General features: G+C 59.2%; 17 protein-coding genes and 1 tRNA gene. 15 read left to right on the top strand and 3 right to left on the bottom strand.

From position 1 onward, the window contains the following. Nucleotides 1-48: 48 nt before the first annotated feature. From K227x_RS08655 to folP, 3 genes are read left to right on the top strand one after another with little or no spacing between them, the layout of a single operon-like run. Nucleotides 49-1,524, top strand: a complete 1,476-nt coding sequence (locus K227x_RS08655; RefSeq protein ID WP_246146679.1) for a tetratricopeptide repeat protein — start codon at nucleotides 49-51, stop codon at nucleotides 1,522-1,524. Between the two features lie 8 nt (nucleotides 1,525-1,532). Continuing rightward, nucleotides 1,533-2,084, top strand: a complete 552-nt coding sequence (lptE, locus tag K227x_RS08650) for an LPS assembly lipoprotein LptE (RefSeq protein ID WP_145177511.1) — start codon at nucleotides 1,533-1,535, stop codon at nucleotides 2,082-2,084. A gap of 5 nt (nucleotides 2,085-2,089) precedes the next feature. Then, nucleotides 2,090-2,962, top strand: coding sequence for a dihydropteroate synthase (gene folP / locus K227x_RS08645; RefSeq protein WP_246146678.1), 873 nt, complete (start codon nucleotides 2,090-2,092; stop codon nucleotides 2,960-2,962). A gap of 95 nt (nucleotides 2,963-3,057) precedes the next feature. Here folP and K227x_RS08640 read toward each other — a convergent pair whose 3' ends face one another. Then, nucleotides 3,058-3,258 carry a hypothetical protein gene (locus tag K227x_RS08640; RefSeq protein WP_145169142.1) on the bottom strand — a complete coding sequence of 67 codons (201 nt, stop codon included), beginning with the start codon at nucleotides 3,256-3,258 and terminating at the stop codon, nucleotides 3,058-3,060. Between the two features lie 591 nt (nucleotides 3,259-3,849). On the opposite strand from K227x_RS08640, the gene K227x_RS08635 reads away from it, so the two are divergent. After that, nucleotides 3,850-4,974 carry a glycosyltransferase gene (locus K227x_RS08635; protein WP_145169141.1) on the top strand — a complete coding sequence of 375 codons (1,125 nt, stop codon included), beginning with the start codon at nucleotides 3,850-3,852 and terminating at the stop codon, nucleotides 4,972-4,974. A 290-nt stretch (nucleotides 4,975-5,264) separates the two neighbouring features. Here the strand turns inward: K227x_RS08635 and K227x_RS08630 are convergent, their stop codons facing one another. Next, nucleotides 5,265-6,227, bottom strand: coding sequence for a hypothetical protein (locus tag K227x_RS08630; protein ID WP_145169140.1), 963 nt, complete (start codon nucleotides 6,225-6,227; stop codon nucleotides 5,265-5,267). A 338-nt stretch (nucleotides 6,228-6,565) separates the two neighbouring features. Between K227x_RS08630 and acnA the strand changes: the two genes are divergently transcribed. From acnA to tgt, 10 genes are all read left to right on the top strand, one after another. Continuing rightward, nucleotides 6,566-9,271, top strand: a complete 2,706-nt coding sequence (acnA, locus tag K227x_RS08625; RefSeq protein WP_145169139.1) for an aconitate hydratase AcnA — start codon at nucleotides 6,566-6,568, stop codon at nucleotides 9,269-9,271. After that, on the top strand, nucleotides 9,153-9,680 hold the full coding sequence (locus K227x_RS31375) for a peptidylprolyl isomerase (protein WP_315854346.1): 528 nt from the start codon (nucleotides 9,153-9,155) through the stop codon (nucleotides 9,678-9,680). The genes acnA and K227x_RS31375 overlap by 119 nt, the downstream gene beginning before the upstream one ends. Nucleotides 9,681-9,995: 315 nt before the next feature. Next, entirely contained in the window at nucleotides 9,996-11,774 is a 1,779-nt protein-coding gene (locus K227x_RS08615; protein ID WP_145169137.1) for a DUF1549 domain-containing protein, read from the top strand. 58 nt (nucleotides 11,775-11,832) lie between these two features. Continuing rightward, nucleotides 11,833-13,149: a DUF1501 domain-containing protein gene (locus K227x_RS08610; protein WP_145169136.1), complete on the top strand. Its 1,317-nt coding sequence runs from the start codon at nucleotides 11,833-11,835 to the stop codon at nucleotides 13,147-13,149. 337 nt (nucleotides 13,150-13,486) lie between these two features. Beyond that, nucleotides 13,487-14,221 (top strand): methyltransferase domain-containing protein, encoded by a 735-nt coding sequence (locus K227x_RS08605; protein ID WP_145169135.1) that lies wholly within the window; start codon nucleotides 13,487-13,489, stop codon nucleotides 14,219-14,221. Beyond that, complete coding sequence (locus tag K227x_RS08600; RefSeq protein WP_145169134.1) at nucleotides 14,218-15,318, top strand: NAD(P)/FAD-dependent oxidoreductase; 1,101 nt, start codon at nucleotides 14,218-14,220, stop codon at nucleotides 15,316-15,318. The genes K227x_RS08605 and K227x_RS08600 overlap by 4 nt, the downstream gene beginning before the upstream one ends. 2,704 nt (nucleotides 15,319-18,022) lie before the next feature. Further along, a complete protein-coding gene (locus K227x_RS08595; RefSeq protein WP_145169133.1) occupies nucleotides 18,023-18,637 on the top strand; it encodes a peptidylprolyl isomerase in 615 nt (204 codons plus the stop codon). 275 nt (nucleotides 18,638-18,912) lie between these two features. Beyond that, nucleotides 18,913-18,986 (top strand) — tRNA-Thr (locus tag K227x_RS08590). 206 nt (nucleotides 18,987-19,192) lie between these two features. Then, complete coding sequence (locus tag K227x_RS08585) at nucleotides 19,193-20,524, top strand: tetratricopeptide repeat protein (protein WP_145169132.1); 1,332 nt, start codon at nucleotides 19,193-19,195, stop codon at nucleotides 20,522-20,524. 15 nt (nucleotides 20,525-20,539) lie between these two features. After that, on the top strand, nucleotides 20,540-21,652 hold the full coding sequence (gene tgt / locus K227x_RS08580; RefSeq protein WP_145169131.1) for a tRNA guanosine(34) transglycosylase Tgt: 1,113 nt from the start codon (nucleotides 20,540-20,542) through the stop codon (nucleotides 21,650-21,652). Nucleotides 21,653-21,710: 58 nt separating this feature from the next. On the opposite strand, the gene K227x_RS08575 is transcribed toward tgt, so the two are convergent. Further along, nucleotides 21,711-22,616 carry an HDOD domain-containing protein gene (locus K227x_RS08575; RefSeq protein WP_145169130.1) on the bottom strand — a complete coding sequence of 302 codons (906 nt, stop codon included), beginning with the start codon at nucleotides 22,614-22,616 and terminating at the stop codon, nucleotides 21,711-21,713. A gap of 417 nt (nucleotides 22,617-23,033) precedes the next feature. Between K227x_RS08575 and K227x_RS08570 the strand changes: the two genes are divergently transcribed. Next, nucleotides 23,034-23,540, top strand: coding sequence for a hypothetical protein (locus tag K227x_RS08570; RefSeq protein ID WP_145169129.1), 507 nt, complete (start codon nucleotides 23,034-23,036; stop codon nucleotides 23,538-23,540). Nucleotides 23,541-23,667: the final 127 nt, after the last annotated feature.

Here is a 23,667-nt window from a genome sequence, read left to right as displayed (position 1 = left end):
CGAGACGATCGCAGGATGCGAAACGATCAAACCATGGACAGGAAAACGATGTCGGCTAACGAGAACAAAACAATGCCCAACGATCACTCGGCGGACCCAGGTTTGGCGCACTCCCATTCATTGATTTCAGCCGATCGCCGGCAACGACGGATCGGGAAACTGGCGCTGGGGAACGTGACATTGGGAAATGTGGCCATCAGTCATTTCGGAATCGGCCGCCGATTGTTGGGCCTAGGGCTATTGGCCGGTGGCATCACGCTAGTCGGTGGATGCCGTTCCATGGCCGGCCCGTTTGGATCCGGTGACGCCGACCCCTATGGCGACAACTACGGAACAGTCGCCGACGGGACTCCATCGGCTGACAACCCGATCGCACAAGTATCCGGCGAAGAAATTGCCGACGCCAGCAATCCCGTGGCCAACGCCGATGGGTCGCTGACGCAGAAGACCAAACAAACGGCCAAGTCGGTCACCAACCTGATCACCGGCCGCGAACAAGAAGACCGCGAACGCGCCAAGGTGTTCTACAAGGAAGGCGACCGATTGTTCCGGACCGCCAAAGACCAAGAAAAAACCGAACGCAAGAAAACATTCGCTCAGGCCGCTAAACAGTTCCGCAAGTCGACCGAGGCCGCGCCGGGATCGGCGCTGGAACAGGACGCGTTGTTCATGCAGGCCGAAAGCCTATTCTTTTCAGACCAACTGACACAGGCACGCGACGCCTACGAACGGTTGCAAAAAGACTTCCCACGCAACCGGTTCAACGATCAGGTCGCAGCAAGATTGTTTTCGATCAGCCGCTACTGGATCGACACGGTTAAAGCAGACGAAGACAGCTGGTTCACGTTGAACCTGACCGACCCATCGCGACCGCGTTTGGATACCGATGGGCATGCGATTCGTGTGTTGGACCAGATCCGTTACGACGATCCGACGGGACGTTTGGCGGACGACGCGACGATGGCGGCGGCAGCAGAATACATTCGCCAAAGCAAGTTCGAAGAAGCGGATGAATTCCTGATGGACCTGCGGGAAACGTTCCCCGACAGCGAACACCTGTTCCTGGCACACCTGTTGGGCCTGCGCTGCAAACTGGAAATCTATGCTGGTCCGCACTACAGCGAACTGGTGCTCGAGGAAGCCGAAACGCTAGTGCGTCAAACGCGACAACGGTTCCCCGACAAGATGGCGGATCCGAAATACGGCGACATGGTGGCCCGAGCTGCCGCTGAAATTGCCTACCACCGGGCCGAACGTTTGGCCACGAAAGCAAGTTTCCGCGAGAAACGCAAAGAGTATCGCGCGGCGGCAATCTACTATCAGAAACTGCTGGACGGTTACGGTGACACCCCGCAGGCTGAAATCGCTCGCAAACGACTGCCACAAATTCAACAGCTGCCTGCGGTTCCGACCCAGCGTCTGGGTTGGCTAACCAACATCTTCCCCGAATCGCGTCCGAAGAACCCGTTGAAGCTGCAAGGCGGCGACAGTTCGGCGGCACCGACGGAGACGATTCGCAGATGATCCAACGGATGCCTCGTACCGATGCCGTCGTTTCCATCGTCGCGTTGGCCGGCACATTGCTGGTCAGTGGGCTATTGGTTAGCGGCGGCTGCGCGACCTATCGGTTTGGGTCCGCATCGCTGTTCCGCCCCGGCATTCGGACCATCCACGTACCGATCGTTCGGAACGAGACCTTCCGCCATGACCTGGGTGTTCGGCTGACCGAGGCGTTGCAGAAGGAAATCGAAGACCGCACCCCGTACAAAGTGACTCACGATCCGAACGCCGACAGCACCTTGGTTTGTCGAGTGATCAACGAATCCAAACGAGTTCTGACGGAAACCGACACCGATGACCCGCGTGCGTTGGACGCGGCGATTTCAGTGCGTGCATCTTGGACAGGACGCGGCGGCGAACTGTTGATGCAGAACGCCATCACACCCACCGGCGAATTCGCCATCGGGTTCGGCCAAGATTCACGTTTCGTTCCCGAAGCCGGCCAGTCGGTCGATTCGGCGATGCAAGTGGCCATCGAAAACTTGGCCGAACGCATCGTGTCTCAGATGGAAATGCGTTGGTAACTGCGATGACGCCTGAACCAACGCTGGGGTGGAACCTGGGCCGACGGACGATCACGTTCCAGCAACGGCCTCGCGTGATGGGCATCTTGAACGTCACGCCGGATAGTTTTTCCGATGGTGGCAAACATCAAAATCTATCGGTCGCCGTGGATGCCGCTTTGCAGATGCAGGCCGACGGCGCGGACATCATCGACATCGGCGGTGAAAGCACTCGGCCCTACAGCGATCCCGTCGGCACACAAGAAGAACTAGATCGTGTGATCCCGGTCATCGATGCGCTGCTTGGAAAGCTAACGATTCCAATCAGCATCGACACCAGTAAATCCGCGGTGGCGCAAGCCGCGATCGATTGCGGTGCCGAGATCATCAACGATGTCACCGGACTCGAAGGCGACCCGGCCATGGTCGACGTGGCGGTTCGCACAAAAGTCGGTGTCTGCGTGATGCACATGCGGGGGACTCCGCAAACGATGCAGGATGCCCCGCAGTACGCCGACGTGGTGGACGAAATTCGTTCGTACCTGATCGAGCGAAAAGAGTTCTGTTTGGCCTCAGGAATCTCGCTCGATCGAATCTGCCTGGACCCTGGGATCGGATTCGGAAAGACGCACGAACACAATCTGGATCTGTTGGCGGCAACCGGCCGGTTCACCGACCTGGGATGCCCGATTCTGATCGGCCATTCACGCAAGGGGTTCATTCGCAAATTGGTGGGCGATTCGCCCGCGGCAACGATGGCTGGAACCTTAGCGGTCAGCCTGGCCGTGGCCGCCGCGGGAGCGCACATCGTTCGTGTTCACGACGTTCGCGAAACGGTAGCCGGGCTACGATTATTCGCCGCCGTGGGTGGACTGAACGGTCCTACCACCGGCACGTAGCCGGATTCGCCGAAATTCCAGACATCCCAATTGGCTCGCGCCGCAGTGGGATTCGCCAGATTTCCTGACATCCCCCGGCATCGCCGATATCGACTCTAGCGAGCGATCGGTTTGTCGATCCGTGCGGCCGCTGGGGTTCGACCATCCGAAACCCGGCTATCCAGGCTGCGGGCCGCCTGACCTGAATCCTTCGGCGGCGCGGCCGAGGCAGGCTGCGGACCGACCGTGAAATCTCCCAGCGTCAGAGTTTGCTTGACACCGTGCACTGACTCGATCGTGAAAGTTGCAAAGTTCATCGTCTTGTCTCGGTCGTTCTTGCGGGAATGATCGGCGGCTGGCGGTGAAAAACGAAGTCGAAGACGTTTCAAGCCGCGTTGAAACCGTCCTACTGGAAACATCGGTCACCGCCACGAAGCACGAGACGTCAAATCGCAAGACGGACTTCAATCCACTTGGAATTGGTTCAGGTTAAATCAATCGTGACGATCATTTCCATTGCCGCAGAATCCGGCGACTGGCCGCAACGCAACATTACCCGCCATTAGATGCCACGCATAGCGCAACGAAGCGACATTAGGCGTCCTCTGATTCCGGTCGAATCGAAAATCGCGGCTACGTCAACTTTCGCCGGTTTATCACTTGGGCAATTTGCAATCGTCCCGGGATCTGCTCCCGTGCCCAACGCCGTGAAGCTTCCATTCCCATGTTTGGAGCGGTTTTCCGTAGCGGATGTCGCCCCGAGTTTCGGCCGATGGGTGTGGGATCACCGAAAGTCTTGGCGACTTGCGCTACGAAAAGCTTTGCCGCACCCGCCCCCCGCCCCCGCGTCGGAAAATCTCGCGTGCTGTGCGATTGCCCGACGCGGCCCGATCCATGACGATGCTGGTATGCGAATCGACTTTGTCATCACAGAACTGTTTGTCGGCGGTGCCGAACGTTGCCTGACCGAACTGGCCCTTGGCTTGGCGGATACGGGCGACCGAGTGCGAGTGTTTTCCATTGGCAGGTTGCCAGGTGGCCCCAACGGCGACGATCCACAAGCGGCCCTGGTGCGTCGACTGCAAGACGCCGACATACCGGTCGAGTCCGCTGGCGCCGATTCCATCTGGCAGCTTCGATCGGCCTATCGCCAGGTCCAGCATTGGCTAACCCAGTCGCGTCCGGATGTCTGCCAAACGTTTCTATTTCATGCCAATGTGATTGGTACGCATGCCGCCAAATCGGCGGGTGTTGAGGTCCGGGTCGGGGGATTGCGCGTCGCCGAAGCCAGGCCCATTCGATGCCGAATCGAACGATCGGCGGTCAAGCAGATGACCAGTGTGGTGTGTGTCAGCGATGCGGTTCGTCAGTTCGCGGAGACTCGGCTGAACTGCCCAGCCGACCAAACTCGGGTGATCCCCAACGCGGTCAACGTATCGCGTTTCGCATCCGCACCCGCGTTTGACTGGCAAACATTGGGTTGGCCGGCCGACGCATCGGTCGCGTTGTTCGTGGGCCGACTGCATCCACAAAAGGGCATCGAACTGCTTCGCGACCAGATCGACACGATCGCACCGTCGGGCACGTCGCGGCGACTATTGATCGTTGGCGACGGGCCTGAATCCGCAGTGATCGACCGCTGGATTGACCGGATCGGGCCTCATCGAGCCCAACGCATTGCTTGGCAATCCGATGTGGCCCCGTTGATGCGTGGCTGCCGTGTGCTGATCCTGCCAAGCCGTTACGAGGGCATGCCCAACGTCGTCATGGAGGCGATGGCGGCGGGGCGACCGGCGGTCTGCAGCCGGGTCGAAGGATCCGCCGAACTGTTTGGCGAAACCTGGGACCAGCAAACCTTCGAAGTTGGCGACGGCCCAAGCATGGCCCGTTTAGCCGATCCGCTGTTGAACGACGCGGGCCTTGCCGACCGAGTCGGGGAAGCCAACCGCCAACGAATGCGAAACCAGTTCTCGATCCCCACGATGATCGATGCCTACCGCAGTCACTATCGGGATCTGGCGGGCCGCCGCTGAGTTCTGCGCCGCTGAGCTCTGCGCCGCTGAGTTCTGCGGCAGGGAGTTGCCGGTGCAGGGAGTTCTGCGGCATCGTAATCGACGCAGACCCATCTCTCTTTGGCTGATTCACCATCACCGCCCACGTTTTGCGCGGTTTCTGGTACCGCAACTGGCCAAGAGTTTCGGCCGATGGATGTTGAATCACCGAAAGTTTTGGCGACTTCCGCTACGAATTGCTTGACCGCGCTGGCGTTTGGGCGATGCCGGGGTATCTGGGGGAACCCAACCCAGGCTAGCGGCCAAATCGACTAGCGATGGGTGCGGCGGCTGGATGTTTCATCCGAGCTGGACAGGGCGCGGCGGGGCACCGACGGAGCCGGGGCTTCGTAGCTGCTTGGACGCACGGTTTGGATCCGGCGAACGCTGACTTCATCGTCGCTGAAGGGATCCGACAAAGCGTCGAACAATGACTTGTCTTCTGGGATCGCCGGGGCCGGAACGGCGCGACGATTCATGGGGGCATTCGATTTAGGAATCGGTGCCACCTGTGGACGGGACGCTTGAGGCGTGATTCGGGGCTGACTCATTTGCATCTTGGTTTGCGGTGCGACCACGGGCGGCGTTTGCTGCCACTGTGGCGATTCGACCGCGTGCCCGTGAGTGTTGGCATGTGGCTGGACGACGTTTGACGATCCATGGTGCCCCGAATTGTGGTGAACCGATCCCTCGTATACCGAATCGCTGTGCATGTGCATCGGTTCGGCGTAGGTGTGCATTTGGGGCGGCATGGGGACGACCAATTCGCCCAGCATGGCGGCGTCACATCCATCGTCACAGGTTGGCGTGCCACAGCCGGAATGGCACTGATCCAATCCGAAGACCTTTTCGATCCCCCCGGCGACTCCGTCGAGCGCCTTGTAGACCAGCGTCCGCTTCATGTTGATTTTGGGCAGATGGATCCGCGGGATTTTTGGCAGATTCAGTCCACCGCCGCATTTCCCGCATCCACAGCCACCGCTGCCGCCGTCGAATCCACAGGTTGGTTCTTCGAAACCACAGACAGGTTCCTCAAACCCGCAGGTTGGCCCATCAAAACCGCAGGCGGGTTCGCCACAGCCACAGGAAGGCTCGGCCATCACGCCACAGCCACAACTGGCTTCGCAGCCGCAACCGGACCCCGCATTGGCCACCATCGCGGGGGCCATCATCAGCAGGCCACCGGCGACGACCGATGCGATGAATGAACGCTTTGATGAAAAATGAACTGACATGGATAAACTCGGCTTTCTGGTCGGCTAACGCTTACGATCCGCATGGTCGCTATTGACGTATCGACGCGTCAGAATCCGAATGACCAAAAGAACCGAAAGGACCGGCAAAGTTTCGCCATCTTGACATCGGCGGATTAGTGCGTTTCCGCTGGCCAGAACAGCGAATCTTGCCGCCCTTGTCCGATCGTGGCGGCATGCCGGCAGACAGCCCGGTCACGAATTGTTAGACTGTCGCTGCGATTTATGCGGCATTTCCCGCTCTTTCGCGATCACCCGCCACTGGCCTCGCCTTCCGCGCCAGACCATTCGAATCCATTCATTCGTAAGAGAATAACACCGTGACGTTTGACCCATTTGGAGTTCGCGATTCGTTCGATACAGGCAACGGGACTGCGACGATCTATCGGCTCAGCAAACTGGAAGAAGCCGGTTTGGGCGAGATCAGCAAGCTGCCGTTTTCGATCCGAGTTCTGCTGGAAGCCGTGCTTCGCAATTGCGACGGGTTTTCGGTGACCGAAGACGACGTCAAAAATCTGGCCGCCTGGAACGCCGCTGCCCCCGCGAAGCAGGAAGTGCCGTTCAAACCCTACCGCGTCGTTCTGCAGGACTTTACCGGCGTACCGGCCGTCGTCGACTTGGCAGCGATGCGCAGCGCGATGGAGCGAATCGGTGGCGATCCCGAGAAAATCAACCCGTTGATCCCCGTCGACCTGGTCATTGACCACAGCGTCCAAGTGGACAACTTCGGCACCGCCTCGTCATTGGCAGAAAACGTCGCGATCGAATTCGATCGCAACCGCGAACGTTACGAATTCCTGCGTTGGGGCCAACAAGCGTTCGATAACTTTTCGGTCGTGCCGCCGAACGTCGGCATCGTTCACCAAGTCAACTTGGAATACTTGGCTCGCGTCGTCGCCATCCAAGAAACCGCAGACGGTCCTGTCGCGCTTCCCGATACGCTAGTTGGAACCGACAGCCACACCACGATGATCAATGGTCTGGGCGTGCTGGGATGGGGCGTCGGCGGCATCGAAGCGGAAGCCAACATGCTGGGTCAACCCTTGTACATGTTGATGCCCGAAGTGATCGGTTTCGAACTGACCGGTGCATTGCCCGCTGGCGCCACCGCGACCGACATGGTCCTGCAGGTCGTCCAAGTTTTGCGTGATGAGGGCGTGGTCGGCAAATTCGTCGAGTTCTTTGGCCCCGGCATGAACAAGATGAGCGTGGCCGACCGAGCCACGATCGCCAACATGGCGCCGGAATACGGTGCGACGATGGGTTTCTTCCCGGTCGACAACGTGACATTGGACTACTTGCGTCAAACCGGACGCACTGAAGCCAACGTCCAATTGGTGGAAAATTATTGCAAGGAACAGGGCCTGTTCCGGACCGACGACGGTCCCAAACTGAATTACACCAAAACCTTGTCGATGGATTTGGGTACCGTGGTTCCGTGCATGGCCGGTCCCAAACGACCGCAGGACCGCATCCCGCTGACCGAAATGAAGAAGTCGTTCAATGATTCGTTGACCGCTCCGATCGGCAAAGTCGGATTCGGACTCGACAAAAACGAACTGGGCAAAGTCGCCGAAGTCATCGACAACGGACACAGCAGCCAAATCACGCACGGTGCGGTGGTCATCGCCGCGATCACTTCCTGCACCAACACGTCGAACCCATCGGTGATGATCGGGGCTGGTCTGTTGGCCAAAAAGGCTGTCGAAAAGGGTCTAAAAGTACCATCGCACGTCAAGACGTCGCTGGCGCCGGGATCACGCGTCGTCACCGACTATCTGAACAAAGCCGGTCTGTCCGAATCGTTGAACACACTAGGTTTCCAAACCGTCGGCTACGGATGCACGACCTGCATCGGAAACAGCGGACCATTGCCGGCACCGGTCGCCAACGCGATCAAGACCAGCGATTTGGTTGCGTCGGCCGTGTTGTCGGGCAACCGCAACTTCGAAGGCCGAGTCAATCCGCTGACCAAGGCCAACTACTTGGCCAGCCCACCGCTGGTCGTCGCCTACGCCCTCGCCGGCACCACCGACATCGACTTGGCGACCGAACCGATCGGCAAGGGGGATGACGGGAAAGACGTGTTCCTGAAAGACATCTGGCCCAGCGCGGACGAAATTCGCGAAACGATCGCCAGTTCGATTCAGCCCGAAATGTTCACCAAAGAATACGGGGAAGCCGTCAAAGGCAACGACCTGTGGAATGCCATCGAAGTGGCGACCGGGGCGATCTATCCGTGGAGCGACGAGAGCACGTACATCCAGCACCCACCGTTCTTGGATGCCGTGACCGGACAAGACGTTCCGGACATCACACCGATCCACGGTGCTCGCGTATTGGCTCTGTTGAATGATTCGGTCACGACCGACCACATTTCACCGGCCGGAGCGATCGCTTCGGATGGTCCTGCTGGGGCCTACCTGCGTGACAAGTCCGTCGACATCCGCGACTTCAACAGTTTTGGTTCCCGCCGCGGGAACGACCGCGTCATGGTACGCGGAACCTTCGCCAACATTCGTATCCGCAACCAACTGGCCCCCGGGACCGAAGGCGGCGTCACTCGCTATCTGCCCACCAACGACGTGATGAGCATTTACGATGCGTCGATGAAGTACCAAGCCGCGGGAACACCGTTGGTTGTGTTGGCGGGTGCCGAATACGGCACCGGCAGCAGCCGCGACTGGGCCGCCAAGGGCACGATGCTGTTGGGCGTCAAAGCAGTGATCACCGCCAGCTACGAACGGATCCACCGCAGCAACTTGGTGGGCATGGGCGTGCTGCCGCTAGAATTCGCCGACGGCGCAACCTGGCAATCACTGGGGCTGACCGGCGAAGAAACGATCGACATTCCTGAACTGTCCAACGACCTGCAACCGCGTTCGACGATCACCGTCACCGCTACGGATGCCGATGGCAATGCCAAGACCTTCCCATGTGTCGTGCGAATCGATACGCCCGTCGAAATGCAGTACTACCGAAACGGTGGGATCCTGCCGACGGTCCTGCGGAACCTGTCCAAGTAAACATCGATCTGCGGCTACGGTCGCGGACGTTTCCTTTCCCAATCCGCGGGCTTGCTCGCGGAATTCTAGTTTTGTTTCCCTGGCCTCCGTCGATTGGTTTCGGAGCCGGCTACCCGAGGACTATTCGATGCCCAAAGCAAGCGCCCGTCACATCCTGGTTTCGTCCGAGCAAGAATGTTTGGACCTGAAGAAACAGATTGCCGAAGGAGCCGACTTTGCTGCTCTGGCGGCTTCCCACTCATCCTGCCCATCGGGTGCCCAAGGCGGCGCACTGGGTTCGTTCGGCCCTGGCCAAATGGTGCCTGAATTCGACGCCGCCGTCTTTGGCGGTGAAGTGGGCGAAGTCCAAGGCCCCGTCAAAACCGACTTCGGTTACCACCTGCTAGAAGTCACCGAGCGAACCGACTGATCGCCGCAGGGTAGGGGAGCTTCGATCGCATGAGGGACGCAGTGGGATTTGCCAGAATTCCCTGCGTCGGTGAAGGACGCCCGACCAAGTTTAGGACGTCCGCAACGAGATCGATGCCTCAGACATCTTTGATACGCGCCAGCCTGGGATTCGGATGTCCCATCGGTTGGCGTTTTTTCGTTTGTATCGTTCTGTTGGATCAGCCGGGTTCGGCGGCGAATTTTCGCGTTTTTCTTTGGCGCATCTGCCAAGATAGAGAGAGTCAGGGCGAATCATTCCATACGCCCCGAATCTCCTCTTTCGATTGCCGTGTCGATGTCACGCTCCAAAACCTTTCTGCTGATGGCGGCTCGATGGGGCTGGTTCGGGCTGCTGATGTTGCTAGTTTTCGGTTACATGGCGGCTGGACTATCGGAACCGGGGACACCCCAAGCGGCGGCACACGCAGTCGCGGTCACCAACGATTCGTTGGCAGCCGAACCTGCCACCGACGCCCTGCAGCCGCCATCGCCCATAGCCTCGCCGGACCAAAATCCCGCGGGCGACGTGGACAAGGCAGGCTACGAGGAAAAGCCGGGAAACCTGGTCCACACTGTCGCCAATCTGGATTCGACGTGGCGAGACTCGCTGGCCGAATCAGGATATCAACCGGCCGATCCTGCTAACTGGATGACGGTCTGTCGACGGATTTCGCTGGCGATGGTCGGCAGCGGGATGTCGCTGGAAGAGATTCGAGAGCTCGAGCGACTGCCCGAACATGCACGCGCCGACGCTCACCTGGAACGGCTGCTAGTCGATCCACGATTCCACCACTATTGGTCCGAACGCTGGACAAGGTTCCTGGTCGGTACGGACGAGGGTCAGTTTGTCGTCTATCGACGTCGTCGATTTCGAATCTGGCTTAGCGAACAGTTCGCCGGCAACGTTCGCTATGACCAACTTGTCCGCCAACTGATCACGGCCGAAGGGCTCTGGACCGACAAACCCGAAGTCAATTTCCTGACCTCGACTTACGACAGCAACGACAATTCACCCGATCCGATTCGGTTAGCCGCTCGGACGTCGCGTGCGTTTTTGGGACTGCGAATCGACTGTCTTCAGTGCCACGATGACTTTCTTGGCAACGTCAACTTGGGCGACGTCGAATCGCCGCGTGAAGGACTTCAAACCGACTTCCATCAATTGGCGGCGTTCTATACCAGTGCGAAGAGCAACGGGCTGCAGGGCGTTCGCAGTGGCCAGCCGGATTACCAGTATCAATATCTGCACGATGACGACGAAACCGACGTCGAACCGAGCGTTCCCTATTCGCCGGAACTGTTGCCCGCCGACGGCGACGCTCGCGTCCGATTGGCAGCCTGGATCACGCATCCCGAAAACCACCAAGCCGCTCGCGCCGCCGTCAGTCACGTCTGGGCGCTGATGTATGGTCGTCCGGCTGGGGAAGCCGTCGACAACCTGCCACTCGATGAAGCCAGTTCACCGCTGGCCCAGCAGTTGGCGACCGATTTCATTGACCACCAATTCAATCTGCGTCGGTTGATTCGATTGATCGCAAAGTCGGCTGCGTTTCGCGCCGACAGCCGGATTGACGGGATTGAAATCAGCGAAGCGATGGAACGTGCCGGCGCAGTGTTTCCGCTGGTACGCCTGCGTCCCGAACAGGTCGCCGGAGCGATCATTCAAGCGTCGCGGATCAAACGCACGGACCGTGATTCGGCGTTGTTGCTGCAACTGATCACGTTGACCACGAACAATGATTTCGTCAAACGATACGGTGACATCGGCGAAGATGAATTTACCACCGACAGTGTCACCATCACTCAGCGACTGCTGATGATGAACGGCAAGATGTTGCGTGAACTGACCGAGGACAACCCTGTGCTGAACGCGTCGTCGCACGCACGCATGTTTGCCGAAGACGACAGCGCTATCGTCGACACGATCTATCTTTGTGCGTTGAACCGCTATCCGACCAAGGTTGAACATGACCATTTTGTCGGCCAAATATCCGACGCGAAGTTTCGTCGCAAAACAATCGAAGACCTGATGTGGGTGCTTCTGAACAGCAGTGAATTAGCCTGGAATCACTAGTGACGTTTGGCGAGTTTCGCTACCGATTTTGATCCATCTTCTCTACGAGACACCTGCCATGCACAGCCCATCGCCTATCGAACTCTGTGATGCATCGGCTCATCTGTCGCGGCGAACTCTATTGGGCGCCGGTGGCGGGGCGTTGATGATGTCATCGATCGCCCGAACGTTAGCGATGGCCGACGAGCGGGGCGTCACCGATCCGGCCAAGCCGCGGAACGTGATCTTGATTTGGTGCGAGGGCGCGCCCAGCCAACTGGAAACCTTCGATCCCCATGTGGGCACCAAGATCGGCGGGGACGTCAAGGCGATCGACACCACCATCCCAGGTATCCAGATTTCCGATCTGCTGCCCCAAACAGCCCAGCAGATGCACCTGACGTCGTTGGTCCGAAGCGTGGTTAGCAAAGAAGGAGACCATGCGCGAGCCGTCTATAACATCAAGACCGGGTACCGGTTGGATCCGACGCTGCGACACCCCGCAATCGGTTCGGTCCTGTGTCACGCCAGCGAATCGGGCGCCGACATTCCGCGACACATCTCGATCTTGCCGGGACAATCCCCGTCACGCGGCGGGTACCTGGGCGCCGCCTACGACGCTTTCAAAATCAACGACCCCGCCGGCCCCGTTCCCGACATCACACGGCGTGTCGACCAGGACCGTTTTGATCGGCGCATCGACGATCTGTACAACGTTGTCGAAAATGAGTTTCGTCGTGGTCGATTGGCGAAACTAGAATCCGCGCGGACTTTGCACACAACGGCCACCGATTCAGCCCTGCGGATGATGTCCAGCGATCAACTGGGTGCCTTTGACGTTTCCGACGAACCACGCGAAGTTCGCGAAGCGTTTGGCGACACCCCGTTTGGACGCGGTTGCTTGGCGGCCACGCGGTTGATCGAAGTCGGCGCCCGCTGTGTCGAGGTCACTCTAAGCGGTTGGGATTCGCACATCACCAACCACACTCTGCAATCCGCTGCGTGCCAAAAACTGGATCCTGCCCTGGCATCGTTGCTGCAACGATTGAAGGACCGCGACCTGCTGGATTCCACCCTGGTCGTCTGTGGCGGCGAATTTGGACGCACACCGACTCACAATCCGGCCGAAGGACGCGACCACTGGCCACACGGGTTTTCGACGCTGCTTGCCGGCTGTGGAATCCGTCGCGGACACGTGCACGGCGCGACATCGCCGGATCCCAAACTGGATCCAGCGAAACCGCTGGGGGATGTTTCCGATGCGGTCACCGTCGCCGATTTGCACGCTACGATCCTGTCCGCACTGGACATACCCTACGACGAAGAACTGGACACACCGATCGGCCGACCGATCAAACGCAGCGAAGGTCAACCGATCCAATCGATCATGGCCTGATCGGACGACCGATCCGCACCGGCATCCGATCTCTTTCGTCCTGGGCACAGCGGCCCCATCTTTCTTGCCAACGCTCCGCTGGTGGGCGTGAGCCGATGACGGCGTCGGGACGGCGGCCGCATTCGCCGCCCGACTGCATGAAAACATGTCGTCACGGGGCACTCTCTTTCGGGCGCGGCGGCTGTTGCGAAGCCGAAAGCCTGGACAAGTACGCTATGCTGCGATGAACTTGGCTCGGCGATCGAATCGGCATTGCCGCACGATGACCCTGTTTAGGGACGCTCTTTAGGACGCCAATGATCACACCTACCCACCAGCCAGCGACAAAGGCCCCATCTTGGAACGTAACCGGCAACCGGAAATCATGGATCAGGAAGATCTGCCCGAGGAGCTGCATGTGCACGCGCTCTCGGGCCTGGCCAGGCTAAACAAAGTTTCTTTCATCGCACCGATTCTGTTTCGTCATCTGAAAAAGATTGCCTCCCAGCACACCTCTGGCAAACTGCGCGTACTGGACGTCGCATCGGGCTCCGCCGACCTGCCCATTGCATGGAGCCAGATGGGAAATCGATGCGGGATCGACATCGAAGTGACCACCGTCGAAATCAGTCATTTCGCAATCGAGAAACAATTCCAAAGAGCAGCGTTGGCGGGTGTCAAGATTTCGGCGATCCAACAGGACTGCATTCGCGAACCACTGCCCACCGGTTTCGATGTCATCACCAACTCACTCTTTCTGCATCACCTGGATCCGCACGACACGATCCATTTGCTGAAATCCATGCATTCCGCCGCGCGAGTTGCGTCGATGGTTTGCGATCTGGAAAGGTCCAAGTTGAACCGAGAGCTGATTTCGGCTGCTTCGCGTGTGCTGACTCGATCCAAAGTGGTCCACCACGATGCTCGGCTGAGCGTCGAAGGTGCCTACACATTGTCCGAAGCCAAGACGCTGGCCGAAGAAGCGGTGGGAGGAACCATCCAGGCACGGCGCATCTTTCCCGGGCGATTTTATTTCAAACTGTGGGCCCCCGATTTTGCCCCAACCAACAACCAGCACCGAAGGTCACCATGATTTCCGATCAACCTCGCAAGGTTCTTGTGATCGGCGGTGGGCCAGCGGGCGCCAGCAACGCGATCATGCTGGCACGACTTGGTTGCCACGTCACGCTTGCCGAACGGAAACAATTCCCGCGATCCAAAGCGTGCGGATGCTGCCTCAACGCGAAAGGTTTGCACAGTCTGGAAACGTTGGCGATCCGACAAACGGTCGTCGACCTCGGGTTGGCGACCGATCGCTGGATCGCTTCGTTTGACTCGCATCTGGTCGAAGCCAAAATCCCGCAGGGGCTCGCGATTTCGCGAGAAAGTCTTGATCCGGTGCTGATCGAAAGAGCGGTTGAACTGGGCGTCGAAGTATCCATGAACACGAGCGGCCGCATCCTTGGCCAAGATGATCGCGGTGTGGATGTCCAGCTGAAACATCAGAGTTCGATCACATCATCACGTTTCGACATTGCCGTGATTGCGTCCGGACTTTCGTCGGGTGGATTCAATGATATTTTGCCGTGGATCGAAGCCCCTCATGGCCCTTTCGGTGTCTCCTGCACGATTGCGACCGACTCGATCGAAAGCGGTGCGATCTACATGGCTTGTGGCGACGACGGATACGTCGGACTGGTTCGTCTTGATGAACGACGAGTCGACGTCGCAGCCGCACTGCGGTCGGGCAACCAATCACAAACGCTTGGCGATCCCGTTCAAAGAATGCAACAACTGGTTCAGCGAAGTGCGTTTGATGTGACCAACTGGGACCAGGTCCATAGCGTCGTTACCACGCCACCGATGCGACGAACACGCGTTTCCGGCAATGGTCGAATCATCGCGATTGGAGACGCGGCTGGTTATGTCGAACCCTTCACGGGCGAGGGGATGAGTTGGGCTTTGGCCAGCGGGATCGAGGCGGCCAACTTGATTGCATCGACCGCTGATCCGACAACGCTGGGTCCCCAATGGAACGCCAATTTGAATCGGCTGCTGAATCGGCGTCGCCAAATGTGCAAGGTGATCACGACCTCACTGCACCATAAAATTGGACGTCGTCTTTTCGCAAGTTTGGCTGCAACCTGCCCGTCCCTGGTGACCCGTGTCGCAAACTCACTAGTCGCCTAAACCACAGCAGCCCGACGGCCAGGCGGCGAAACGAACGCGAACGATGCGAAGCACAAGTCCCCGTCATGCCAGCCGCCCCATCGTTTAACCGCACGGGCAACGCCCCGCGCGCACCCGACCGAAAACGCGCGGCCCGATGGGCACGCGGTTAAACGAACGTGAACCATACGCTGCACAAGCTCCCGTCATGCCAGCGGCCCCATCGTTTAACCGCGTGGGCAACGCCCCGCGCGCACCGGACCGAAAACGCGCGGCCCGATGGGCACGCAGTTAAACGAAGGTGAACCATACGCTGCACAAGTCCCCGTCATGCCAGCCGCCCCATCGTTTAACCGCGTGGGCAACGCCCCGCGCGCACCGGACCAAAAACGCGCGGCCCGATGGGCACGCGGTTAAACGAACGTGAACGATGCATTGCGCGAGGTTCTCGTCATGCCAGCGGCCCTATCGTTTAACCGCGTGGGCAACGCCCGCGCGCACCAGACCAAACGCGCGGCCCGATGGGCACGCCGCGAAACGAACGCGAACCACACGCTGCACAAGTTCCCGGCATCCCAGCCGCCCAATCGTTTAACCGCGTGGGCAACGCCCCGCGCGCACCGGACCAAAAACGCGCGGCCCGACGTCCACGCGGCAAAACCAACGCGAACCATACGCTGCACAAGTCCCCATCACGCCAGCGGCCCAATCGTTTAACCGCGTGGGCAACGCCCCGCGCGCACCAGACTGAAAACGCGCGGCCCGATGGGCACGCGGTTAAACGAACGTGAACGATGCACTGCGCGAGGTTCCCGTCATGCCAGCCGCCCCATCGTTTAACCGCGTGGGCAACGCCCCGCGCGAACCAGACCAAACGCGCGGCCCGATGGGCACGCGGTTAAACGAACGTGAACGATGCACTGCGCGAGTTCCCGGCATCCCAGCCGCCCAATCGTTTAACCGCGTGGGCAACGCCCCGCGCGCACCGGACCGAACGCGCGGCCCGACGTCCACGCGGCAAAACCAACGCGAACCATACGCTGCACAAGTCCCCGTCATGCCAGCCGCCCCATCGTTTAACCGCGTGGGCAACGCCCCGCGCGCACCCGACCGAAAACGCGCGGCCCGATGGGCACGCGGTTAAACGAACGTGAACGATGCATTGCGAGAGGTTCTCATCACGCCAGCCGCCCAATCGTTTAACCGCGTGGGCAACGCCCCGCGCGCACCAGACTGAAAACGCGCGGCCCGATGGGCACGCGGTTAAACGAACGTGAACGATGCACTGCGCGAGGTTCTCGCATGCCAGCGGCCCTATCGTTTGACCGCGTGGGCAACGCCCCGCGCGCACCCGACCTAAAACGCGCGGCCCGGTGGGCACGCGGTTAAACGAACGTGAACGATGCATTGCGCGAGGTTCTCATCATGCCAGCGGCCCAATCGTTTAACCGCGTGGGCAACGCCCCGCGCGCACCCGACCGAAAACGCGCGGCCCGATGGGCACGCGGTTAAACGAATGTGAACGATGCATTGCGCGAGGTTCCCGGCATGCCAGCGGCCCTATCGTTTAACCGCGTGGGCAACGCCCCGCGCGCACCGGACCAAACGCGCGGCCCGATGGGCACGCGGTTAAACGAATGTGAACGATGCATTGCGCGAGGTTCCCGGCATGCCAGCGGCCCCATCGTTTAACCGCGTGGGCAACGCCCCGCGCGCACCGGACCGAATACGCGCGGCCCGATGGGCACGCGGTTAAACGAATGTGAACGATGCATTGCGCGAGGTTCTCATCATGCCAGCCGCCCTATCGTTTAACCGCGTGGGCAACGCCCCGCGCGCACCCGACCGAAAACGCGCGGCCCGGTGGGCACGCGGTTAAACGAAGGTGAACGATGCATTGCGCGAGGTTCTCGTCATGCCAGCGGCCCTATCGTTTAACCGCGTGGGCAACGCCCCGCGCGCACCAGACGTAAAACGCGAGGCCCGGTGGGCACGCGGTTAAACGAACGTGAACGATGCATTGCGCGAGGTTCTCATCATGCCAGCCGCCCTATCGTTTAACCGCGTGGGCAACGCCCCGCGCGCACCGGACCCAAAACGCGTGGCCCGATCGGCACGCGGTGAAACGAACATGAACGATGCATTGCGCGAGGTTCTCATCATGCCAGCGGCCCTATCGTTTAACCGCGTGGGCAACGCCCCGCGCGCACCGGACCGAAAACGCGCGGCCCGATGGGCACGCGGTTAAACGACTTGCGTGCTGGTTTGTTCAGACGTGTGGGAAACGTACCCGCGTGGCGCGCGGCGAAACGTACGTGGGACGAAGCGGCCCCAAAGACTGGCCTTCCTGGTTGCCCCGAAAATCGCCAACCGCGAAATGCACTCAAAACAAAGATTCGACGTGAATCGCGTTGCCACCGCGGCCAAGGTACTGTATTTCATCGGTTTGCCTCGGCTTGCTAATTTACAATGCACCATCGTGTGATCGGCGAATCGCAGGGATTCAAGATCCATGTTGCCCTCGCAAAGGTTGCCTTGTACGAACAAAACGTGACAATGAGTCCGCGGGCGGATTGTCTACAGGGAACGCCCTGTGGCGGCGCCGGCGAATGATGGCATTGCCAGTCCCACCCAAAGTCCCACCTTTGTCGACCGTCGCCGTTCCCCGTCCTGCGGGACGTCGCACCGTCGCCAACGATTTTCTGAACTCAGGAGTTCCTCAGGAATGCAGAAACGAATCTCGATGTTTGCCGCCGCTTTCGCGTTGATGACCGGCGTCTTTGCGTCCACCGTGTTGGCCGCTGACAAGGCTATCGTGGTCGAAATGGAGACCACCGAAGGCAAAATCGTCCTCGAACTGGACCAAGCCAAGGCTCCCAAGACGGTTGCTAACTTTCTGGCCTATATCGAAAAGGACCATTACCCTGGCACCGTTTTCCACCGCGTCATGCCCGATTTCATGATCCAAGGCGGTGGAATGGACGCAACCTTGAGCGAAAAGGAAACCCTGCCACCGATTCGCAACGAAGCGTCCAATGGACTGCGAAATGACGAATACACCATCGCGATGGCTCGGACCGGCGACCCCCACAGTGCCACCAGCCAGTTTTTCATCAATTCGGGCACAAAAAACAGCTTCTTGAACCGCGCCGACCCTCGGTCGGATGGTTTCGGGTACGCCGTGTTCGGAAAAGTGATCGAAGGCAAGGATGTGGTCGATAAAATCGAAGCCAAGCCGACTCGCACGGTTCCCGCGCCCAAGGGCGGCTTGATGGAGAATGTTCCCGTCGAACCCGTCCTGATCCAGGCCGTTCGGGTGGTCTCCGGCGTCCAGAAGTAGGGCAACGCAAGGAATGCAATTGATAACACCCGGCCAGCCAGTCTTCTTACAGCCTTTTTAGTGCCGGCCGGGTGACCGCCTCTTGACGATATTTAGTGAAATACCGTATTTTTCTTCTTTGGCGAAGACGTTTGGCACGCGGGTAGCTTTTTGAATCGATTCAAGCATGCCCGATCCCGCGAAAACGCCTATTTTCGTACACTTCATCACCTACGTGCACGATCGATTGAGTCCAGTGGCTGTTGGGCCAGGACACCGTCGTTTGGATCACTTAGGCCAGCGTAGCTTCAATTGGCAGAGCATCGCATTCGTAATGCGGAGGTTGTGGGTTCAAATCCCACCGCTGGCTTTTCTGTTTGACCGGCCCGAAGACCGGTCCAGCAGCCTTTGGATGAAGTGCACGGAAAAAATAGCGGTTTGATCACAGAATGCTCGGTTCTACCGAGCGATTTGCGGACTTATTCGCGGCAGGATTCGTTGGTACCGCACCGATGTTTCTTGCTCCCGTATCACATGCTTTTGAAGCCCCCCGCGGAGGGCAGGAGACCTGTGTCGATGAGTGAAACCGAGCTGGACGTCCTCGACCTGAAGGAAACGATCCTTTCCAACAACTCGTTCGGCCCCGCCGACGTGGGAAAGATCCGAACCGCGATTTCGGAAAACTACGGCCACTTTGGCGAATTGCGCGACGCCGTCAACGAGATGGACGACGACGATACGCTGAGTCCTGCCGGGACGACCAAGAAGGGCGTATGCGAATTTCTGCTGGGTAAATTCCGTGAATCCCTGAATACGCTGCAGGCTGCCGATGGCGGTGCGATGGCGCTGTTTTATCAGGCTCGCAGCCAGTTCGAATTGGGCCAGTACGAAGACGCGATCGCCGCGTATCAGAAAGCTTTGACTTCGGGCTACAACAACGACCAATGCCAGATCGGCATCGCCGAATGCCACCGCTATGCCGGTCGCATCGAAGAAGCGATGGCGATCTTGGACAACATCTTCGGCCCTGCAGAGCAGACGGCTGATTACATGTACCAACGTGCCGCGACGGTTGCCGCCGTCGGTGGACGCAAAGAAGAGGCATTGGCGCTTTATCAACGAGCCGTCAACACCGACGAAAACCACGCTGGTGCTCTGTTCGGCTTGGCACTCGAAAACGATCGCATGGGCAACGACCAGGAAAGCCTGGCCCTGTACGAACGAGCCGCCAAGACGTTCCCAACCGGTGTCGGCGCCCTGATCAACTTGGGTCTGATTTACGAAGACAACAACAAGTTCGACAAGGCCCAACTGTGCTACAAGCGGATCCTGGATTGCTATCCAGATCACCCGCAGGCCCAGTTGTACATGAAGGATGCGGCCGCGACCGGCAACATGCTTTATGACGAAGAAGCCCAACGTCGCAACGATCGCTTGGCTCAGATCCTGAACATGCCGGTGACGAACTTCGAACTGAGTGTTCGTAGCCGTAACTGCCTGCAAAAGATGGGCATCGAAACGATCGGTGACCTGACACGGACCAGCGAAGCCGAACTGCTTAGCAGCAAGAACTTTGGCGAAACCAGCTTGTTCGAAATTCGTGAAATGCTGACCAGCAAGGGCCTAAGCCTGGGTCAGTTTGCTCACGAAAAGAAGAACAACGACCCACCGGTCGACACCAGCCACATGTCGCCCGACGAACAGGCTCTGCTGGATCGTCCAATTTCGGATCTGAACCTGTCGGTACGTGCTCGCAAGTGCATGGCTCGACTGCAACTCAATTCGATCGGCGAACTGATCCGAAAGACAGGCGACGACATGCTGGAGTGCAAGAACTTCGGCGTGACCAGCCTGAACGAGGTCCGCGAGAAATTGACGGACCTCGGTTTGAAGATGCGTGGGGACTGATCCCCAGCAATTTTCATGAGCCAGTTTGCATTTGAACTTTCGCACCGCGACGCGACCACTTCGGCGCGCCGCGGTGTTTTTTTAACACCCCATGGCCCCGTCCAGACGCCTGGCTTCATGCCCGTCGGGACCCAGGGGACGGTCAAGGGTGTCACCATCGATCAGGTCGCCGCCACCGGCGCCCACATGATCCTGGGGAACACCTATCACCTGGCGCTTCGCCCAGGCCACGAAACGGTTCGCAAATTGGGCGGACTGCACGGCATGTCCGGCTGGGAAGGTCCGATTTTGACGGACAGCGGCGGGTTTCAAATCTTCAGTCTCAACGCGATCAACAACGTCACCGAAGAAGCGGCCACCTTTCGCAGCCATATCGACGGTGCGAAGGTCCGCCTGACGCCGGAACATTCGATCGAGATCCAAGAAGCACTGGGAAGTGACGTAGCGATGGTGCTGGACCACGTCGTCGCCCTACCGGCGGAACCAGGCGTTGTCGAAGACGCCATGGCAAGATCCATCCGTTGGGCCAAGCGATGCTTGGAAGCAGCCAGCCGAGACGACCAGGCCAAGTTTGCCATCGTGCAGGGCGGCTTGGACACGGAACTTCGCGTGCAGTGCGCCACCGAACTTTCATCAATGGGCTTCGATGGCTACGCCGTCGGTGGTCTAAGCGTTGGCGAAGCACCGTCCGAAATGTACCGGATCACCGCCGCGACTTGCCCGGCACTGCCGGAGGACAAGCCTCGCTATCTGATGGGCGTCGGACAACCGATCGACCTGATCGAAAGCGTGGCTCGCGGTATCGACCTGTTCGACTGTGTGATGCCGACCAGAAACGGACGAAACGGGCTAGCGTTCACCGATCTTGGCAAAGTGAAATTGCGGAATGCAGTTCACCGCGAAGACACTCAACCGCTGGAACAGGACTGCCCGTGTTTGGCGTGCCGACACAGCCGGGGATACCTGCGGCATCTATTCATCGCAGGTGAAATGCTGGGCCCGATCTTGGTTTCGATCCATAACCTGACCTACTACCAACGCGTCATGCAGGGTGCCCGCGACGCGATTGAACAGAACCGATTCGACGCCTACCGCGAAGAAAAGAAACGCGGCTGGGGATTGGTGTAACGGACCGGACGCACAGCCGATCGGGCTGCGCGGGTCCCACCTGAATCGCGGTCCCTGATCACTCGCCGATGTATTCGGCCATGTACTCGGTCAGCGTTCGCTTGGGGACAGGCAACTTTAGCAGCGGTGCAAACTCGGCCGTGGCCTCGTCAACCGACAGGAACAATTCGCCCAACTGCTGGTCGCTCTGTTCGGCCAGCGTGCGGAACCCTTCGATGAACTGATCTTTTTCGCTCCAGTCTTTGTCACAACAGGCCGGCAATAGCGACGCCAGCGCGACACAGGCCGAACCGCGATGCTCCTTGCCCGCGGCCAACAGTTTGTCGACATTCGTGTGCAAGGCGATCAGCGTGACGAATTCGTCGGGAAGGTTCCAACGGGCAGCCAACATGGCGGCGGCATCGGCGTGATCCCAACCGAACATCTCTTTTTCTAAACCGCTTAGACGGCGACCTTCCAGGGCGCGACGGCTAACCAGTGCTTCGTATTCAGTCGGCAATTCCTTCAACAACAATGGAATCGCCATGTCTTGCAATAGGGCACCTGCGAACAGATCTTCGGCGTTCGGTAGCTTCAACGATCTTCCCAACATCCGTGCAAACAAGGCGCGACGCAGCGAATCTTGCCACAGCGACTTCAGATCGAAGGGGCCGAACTTGGGGTTCGGAATCACACTGAACACCGCGTTCCAGAGTGCAAAGTTAGTGATCGCACGCGTGCCGACCAATGTCAGTGCTTGCTGAACGCTCATGATTTCGCGGCTGAACCCAAAGTACGACGAATTGACGAACTTCAGGACCTGCCCCATCAACCCCGGGTCAGCTTCGATCGGCTTGGTAAAATCCGCGGGACCAAAGTCCGAGTTTTGCGATAGCTGCAAGAGTCCGATCGCGCTGTGCGGCAAGGCCGGCAGGACTTCCGAATGAAAGACGTCTTCCAGAGCGATTGGGGTGGTGGTCGTCATATCAGGAAACCTTGTTCGATGTTGGTGGCAATTCGTTGCGTCGACCCGCGACATCACTCCGATCAGTCGCAGTGGAACCGCGCGACCCAAGCCAGTATCGGAATGATGCTCTAGCAAGAACTTAGGCCGCAATTCAAACAAAGCTGGTTGGATTCCAGACGGCTTCCTGTACCGATCAGCGATGGGTTTCCGAAAGTGACGATTGTGCGGGCTAGGTAGACCCCACGGCCTATCCAGCGCCGCGCTGCTTCTGGGCAACATCGGTGATTTCTCGCCACGCAGCAGGGTTGCCCGAATGCAACACGGCGTCACCTAAGAATCCGGGACGATGCGCCAAACACCGTAAAACACGGCACTTCAATCCGCCGGAAGCGTTTCGTGGATCAGCGGACCGGAATCTGCGATGGATGGCCTTCAATGAAAGCTTTCTACATCCATCCCGACGACGCCCGCTGGCTAGCCCGCTGGTTGAGAGGCAACCTTTGCGGTTGTGTCATCATCGCCAGCTTCCTGTGGCTGCTGTCCAACGACGCGCCGACGCATCCGATCCCGTCGCTAGGGGCGATCTCGATCCTGCCCACGACGTCCGTCGCGTCCAGCGCGGACACGCCACCGATCGTATCACGCCCGATCGCAAAGTCTCCCGAAGGATGGCGACGGACGTCCAACGGATGGGAACACACGTCGACCTGGGCGCCGGTGGCGCGAACTCTGGGTGAATGGATCGCCGAGCAACAGACGCGGGAACCCCAGTGGGTACAGCGACTGTTGGCCGAGCTGCGGCAAACGCCACCACTGATCTTTGCACTATGCCAGATCACCGCGATCGTTGCCGTCGTCGTGCTGACCGAAAACGAAACGGCCCCCACGACCGAGTCGTCAGCCCAGTCCGGACGCCGTGCCAAGAACGAACCGCAGCACTAGCACGGCATCGGCGCGCGGGGCGATGCCCACGCGGTTAAACGACCAATCGGTTGCGCCTCGTTCAGCCACGTGACTAGCGGGCTGGGTGATTTGCAATCGGCGCGCGGGGCGATGCCCACGCGGTTAA

The sequence above is a fragment of the Rubripirellula lacrimiformis genome (genome assembly GCF_007741535.1).
GTDB lineage: Bacteria > Planctomycetota > Planctomycetia > Pirellulales > Pirellulaceae > Rubripirellula > Rubripirellula lacrimiformis.
The sequence above is the reverse complement of the archived record's forward strand: the minus strand, read 5'-3'. Positions and strand labels throughout refer to the sequence as shown.

Bases quoted from the DNA above. Each gene is read 5' to 3' on its own strand.
- K227x_RS08575 (WP_145169130.1), bottom strand. From the start codon at position 22,616: ATGACGACCACCACCCCAATCGCTCTGGAAGACGTCTTTCATTCGGAA.
- lptE (WP_145177511.1), top strand. From the start codon at position 1,533: ATGCCTCGTACCGATGCCGTCGTTTCCATCGTCGCGTTGGCCGGCACA.
- K227x_RS31375 (WP_315854346.1), top strand. From the start codon at position 9,153: ATGCCGATGGCAATGCCAAGACCTTCCCATGTGTCGTGCGAATCGATA.
- K227x_RS08595 (WP_145169133.1), top strand. From the start codon at position 18,023: ATGCAGAAACGAATCTCGATGTTTGCCGCCGCTTTCGCGTTGATGACC.
- K227x_RS08635 (WP_145169141.1), top strand. From the start codon at position 3,850: ATGCGAATCGACTTTGTCATCACAGAACTGTTTGTCGGCGGTGCCGAA.
- K227x_RS08585 (WP_145169132.1), top strand. From the start codon at position 19,193: ATGAGTGAAACCGAGCTGGACGTCCTCGACCTGAAGGAAACGATCCTT.
- folP (WP_246146678.1), top strand. From the start codon at position 2,090: ATGACGCCTGAACCAACGCTGGGGTGGAACCTGGGCCGACGGACGATC.
- K227x_RS08655 (WP_246146679.1), top strand. From the start codon at position 49: ATGTCGGCTAACGAGAACAAAACAATGCCCAACGATCACTCGGCGGAC.
- K227x_RS08570 (WP_145169129.1), top strand. From the start codon at position 23,034: ATGAAAGCTTTCTACATCCATCCCGACGACGCCCGCTGGCTAGCCCGC.
- tgt (WP_145169131.1), top strand. From the start codon at position 20,540: ATGAGCCAGTTTGCATTTGAACTTTCGCACCGCGACGCGACCACTTCG.
- K227x_RS08640 (WP_145169142.1), bottom strand. From the start codon at position 3,258: ATGAACTTTGCAACTTTCACGATCGAGTCAGTGCACGGTGTCAAGCAA.
- K227x_RS08600 (WP_145169134.1), top strand. From the start codon at position 14,218: ATGATTTCCGATCAACCTCGCAAGGTTCTTGTGATCGGCGGTGGGCCA.
- K227x_RS08610 (WP_145169136.1), top strand. From the start codon at position 11,833: ATGCACAGCCCATCGCCTATCGAACTCTGTGATGCATCGGCTCATCTG.
- K227x_RS08615 (WP_145169137.1), top strand. From the start codon at position 9,996: ATGTCACGCTCCAAAACCTTTCTGCTGATGGCGGCTCGATGGGGCTGG.
- K227x_RS08630 (WP_145169140.1), bottom strand. From the start codon at position 6,227: ATGTCAGTTCATTTTTCATCAAAGCGTTCATTCATCGCATCGGTCGTC.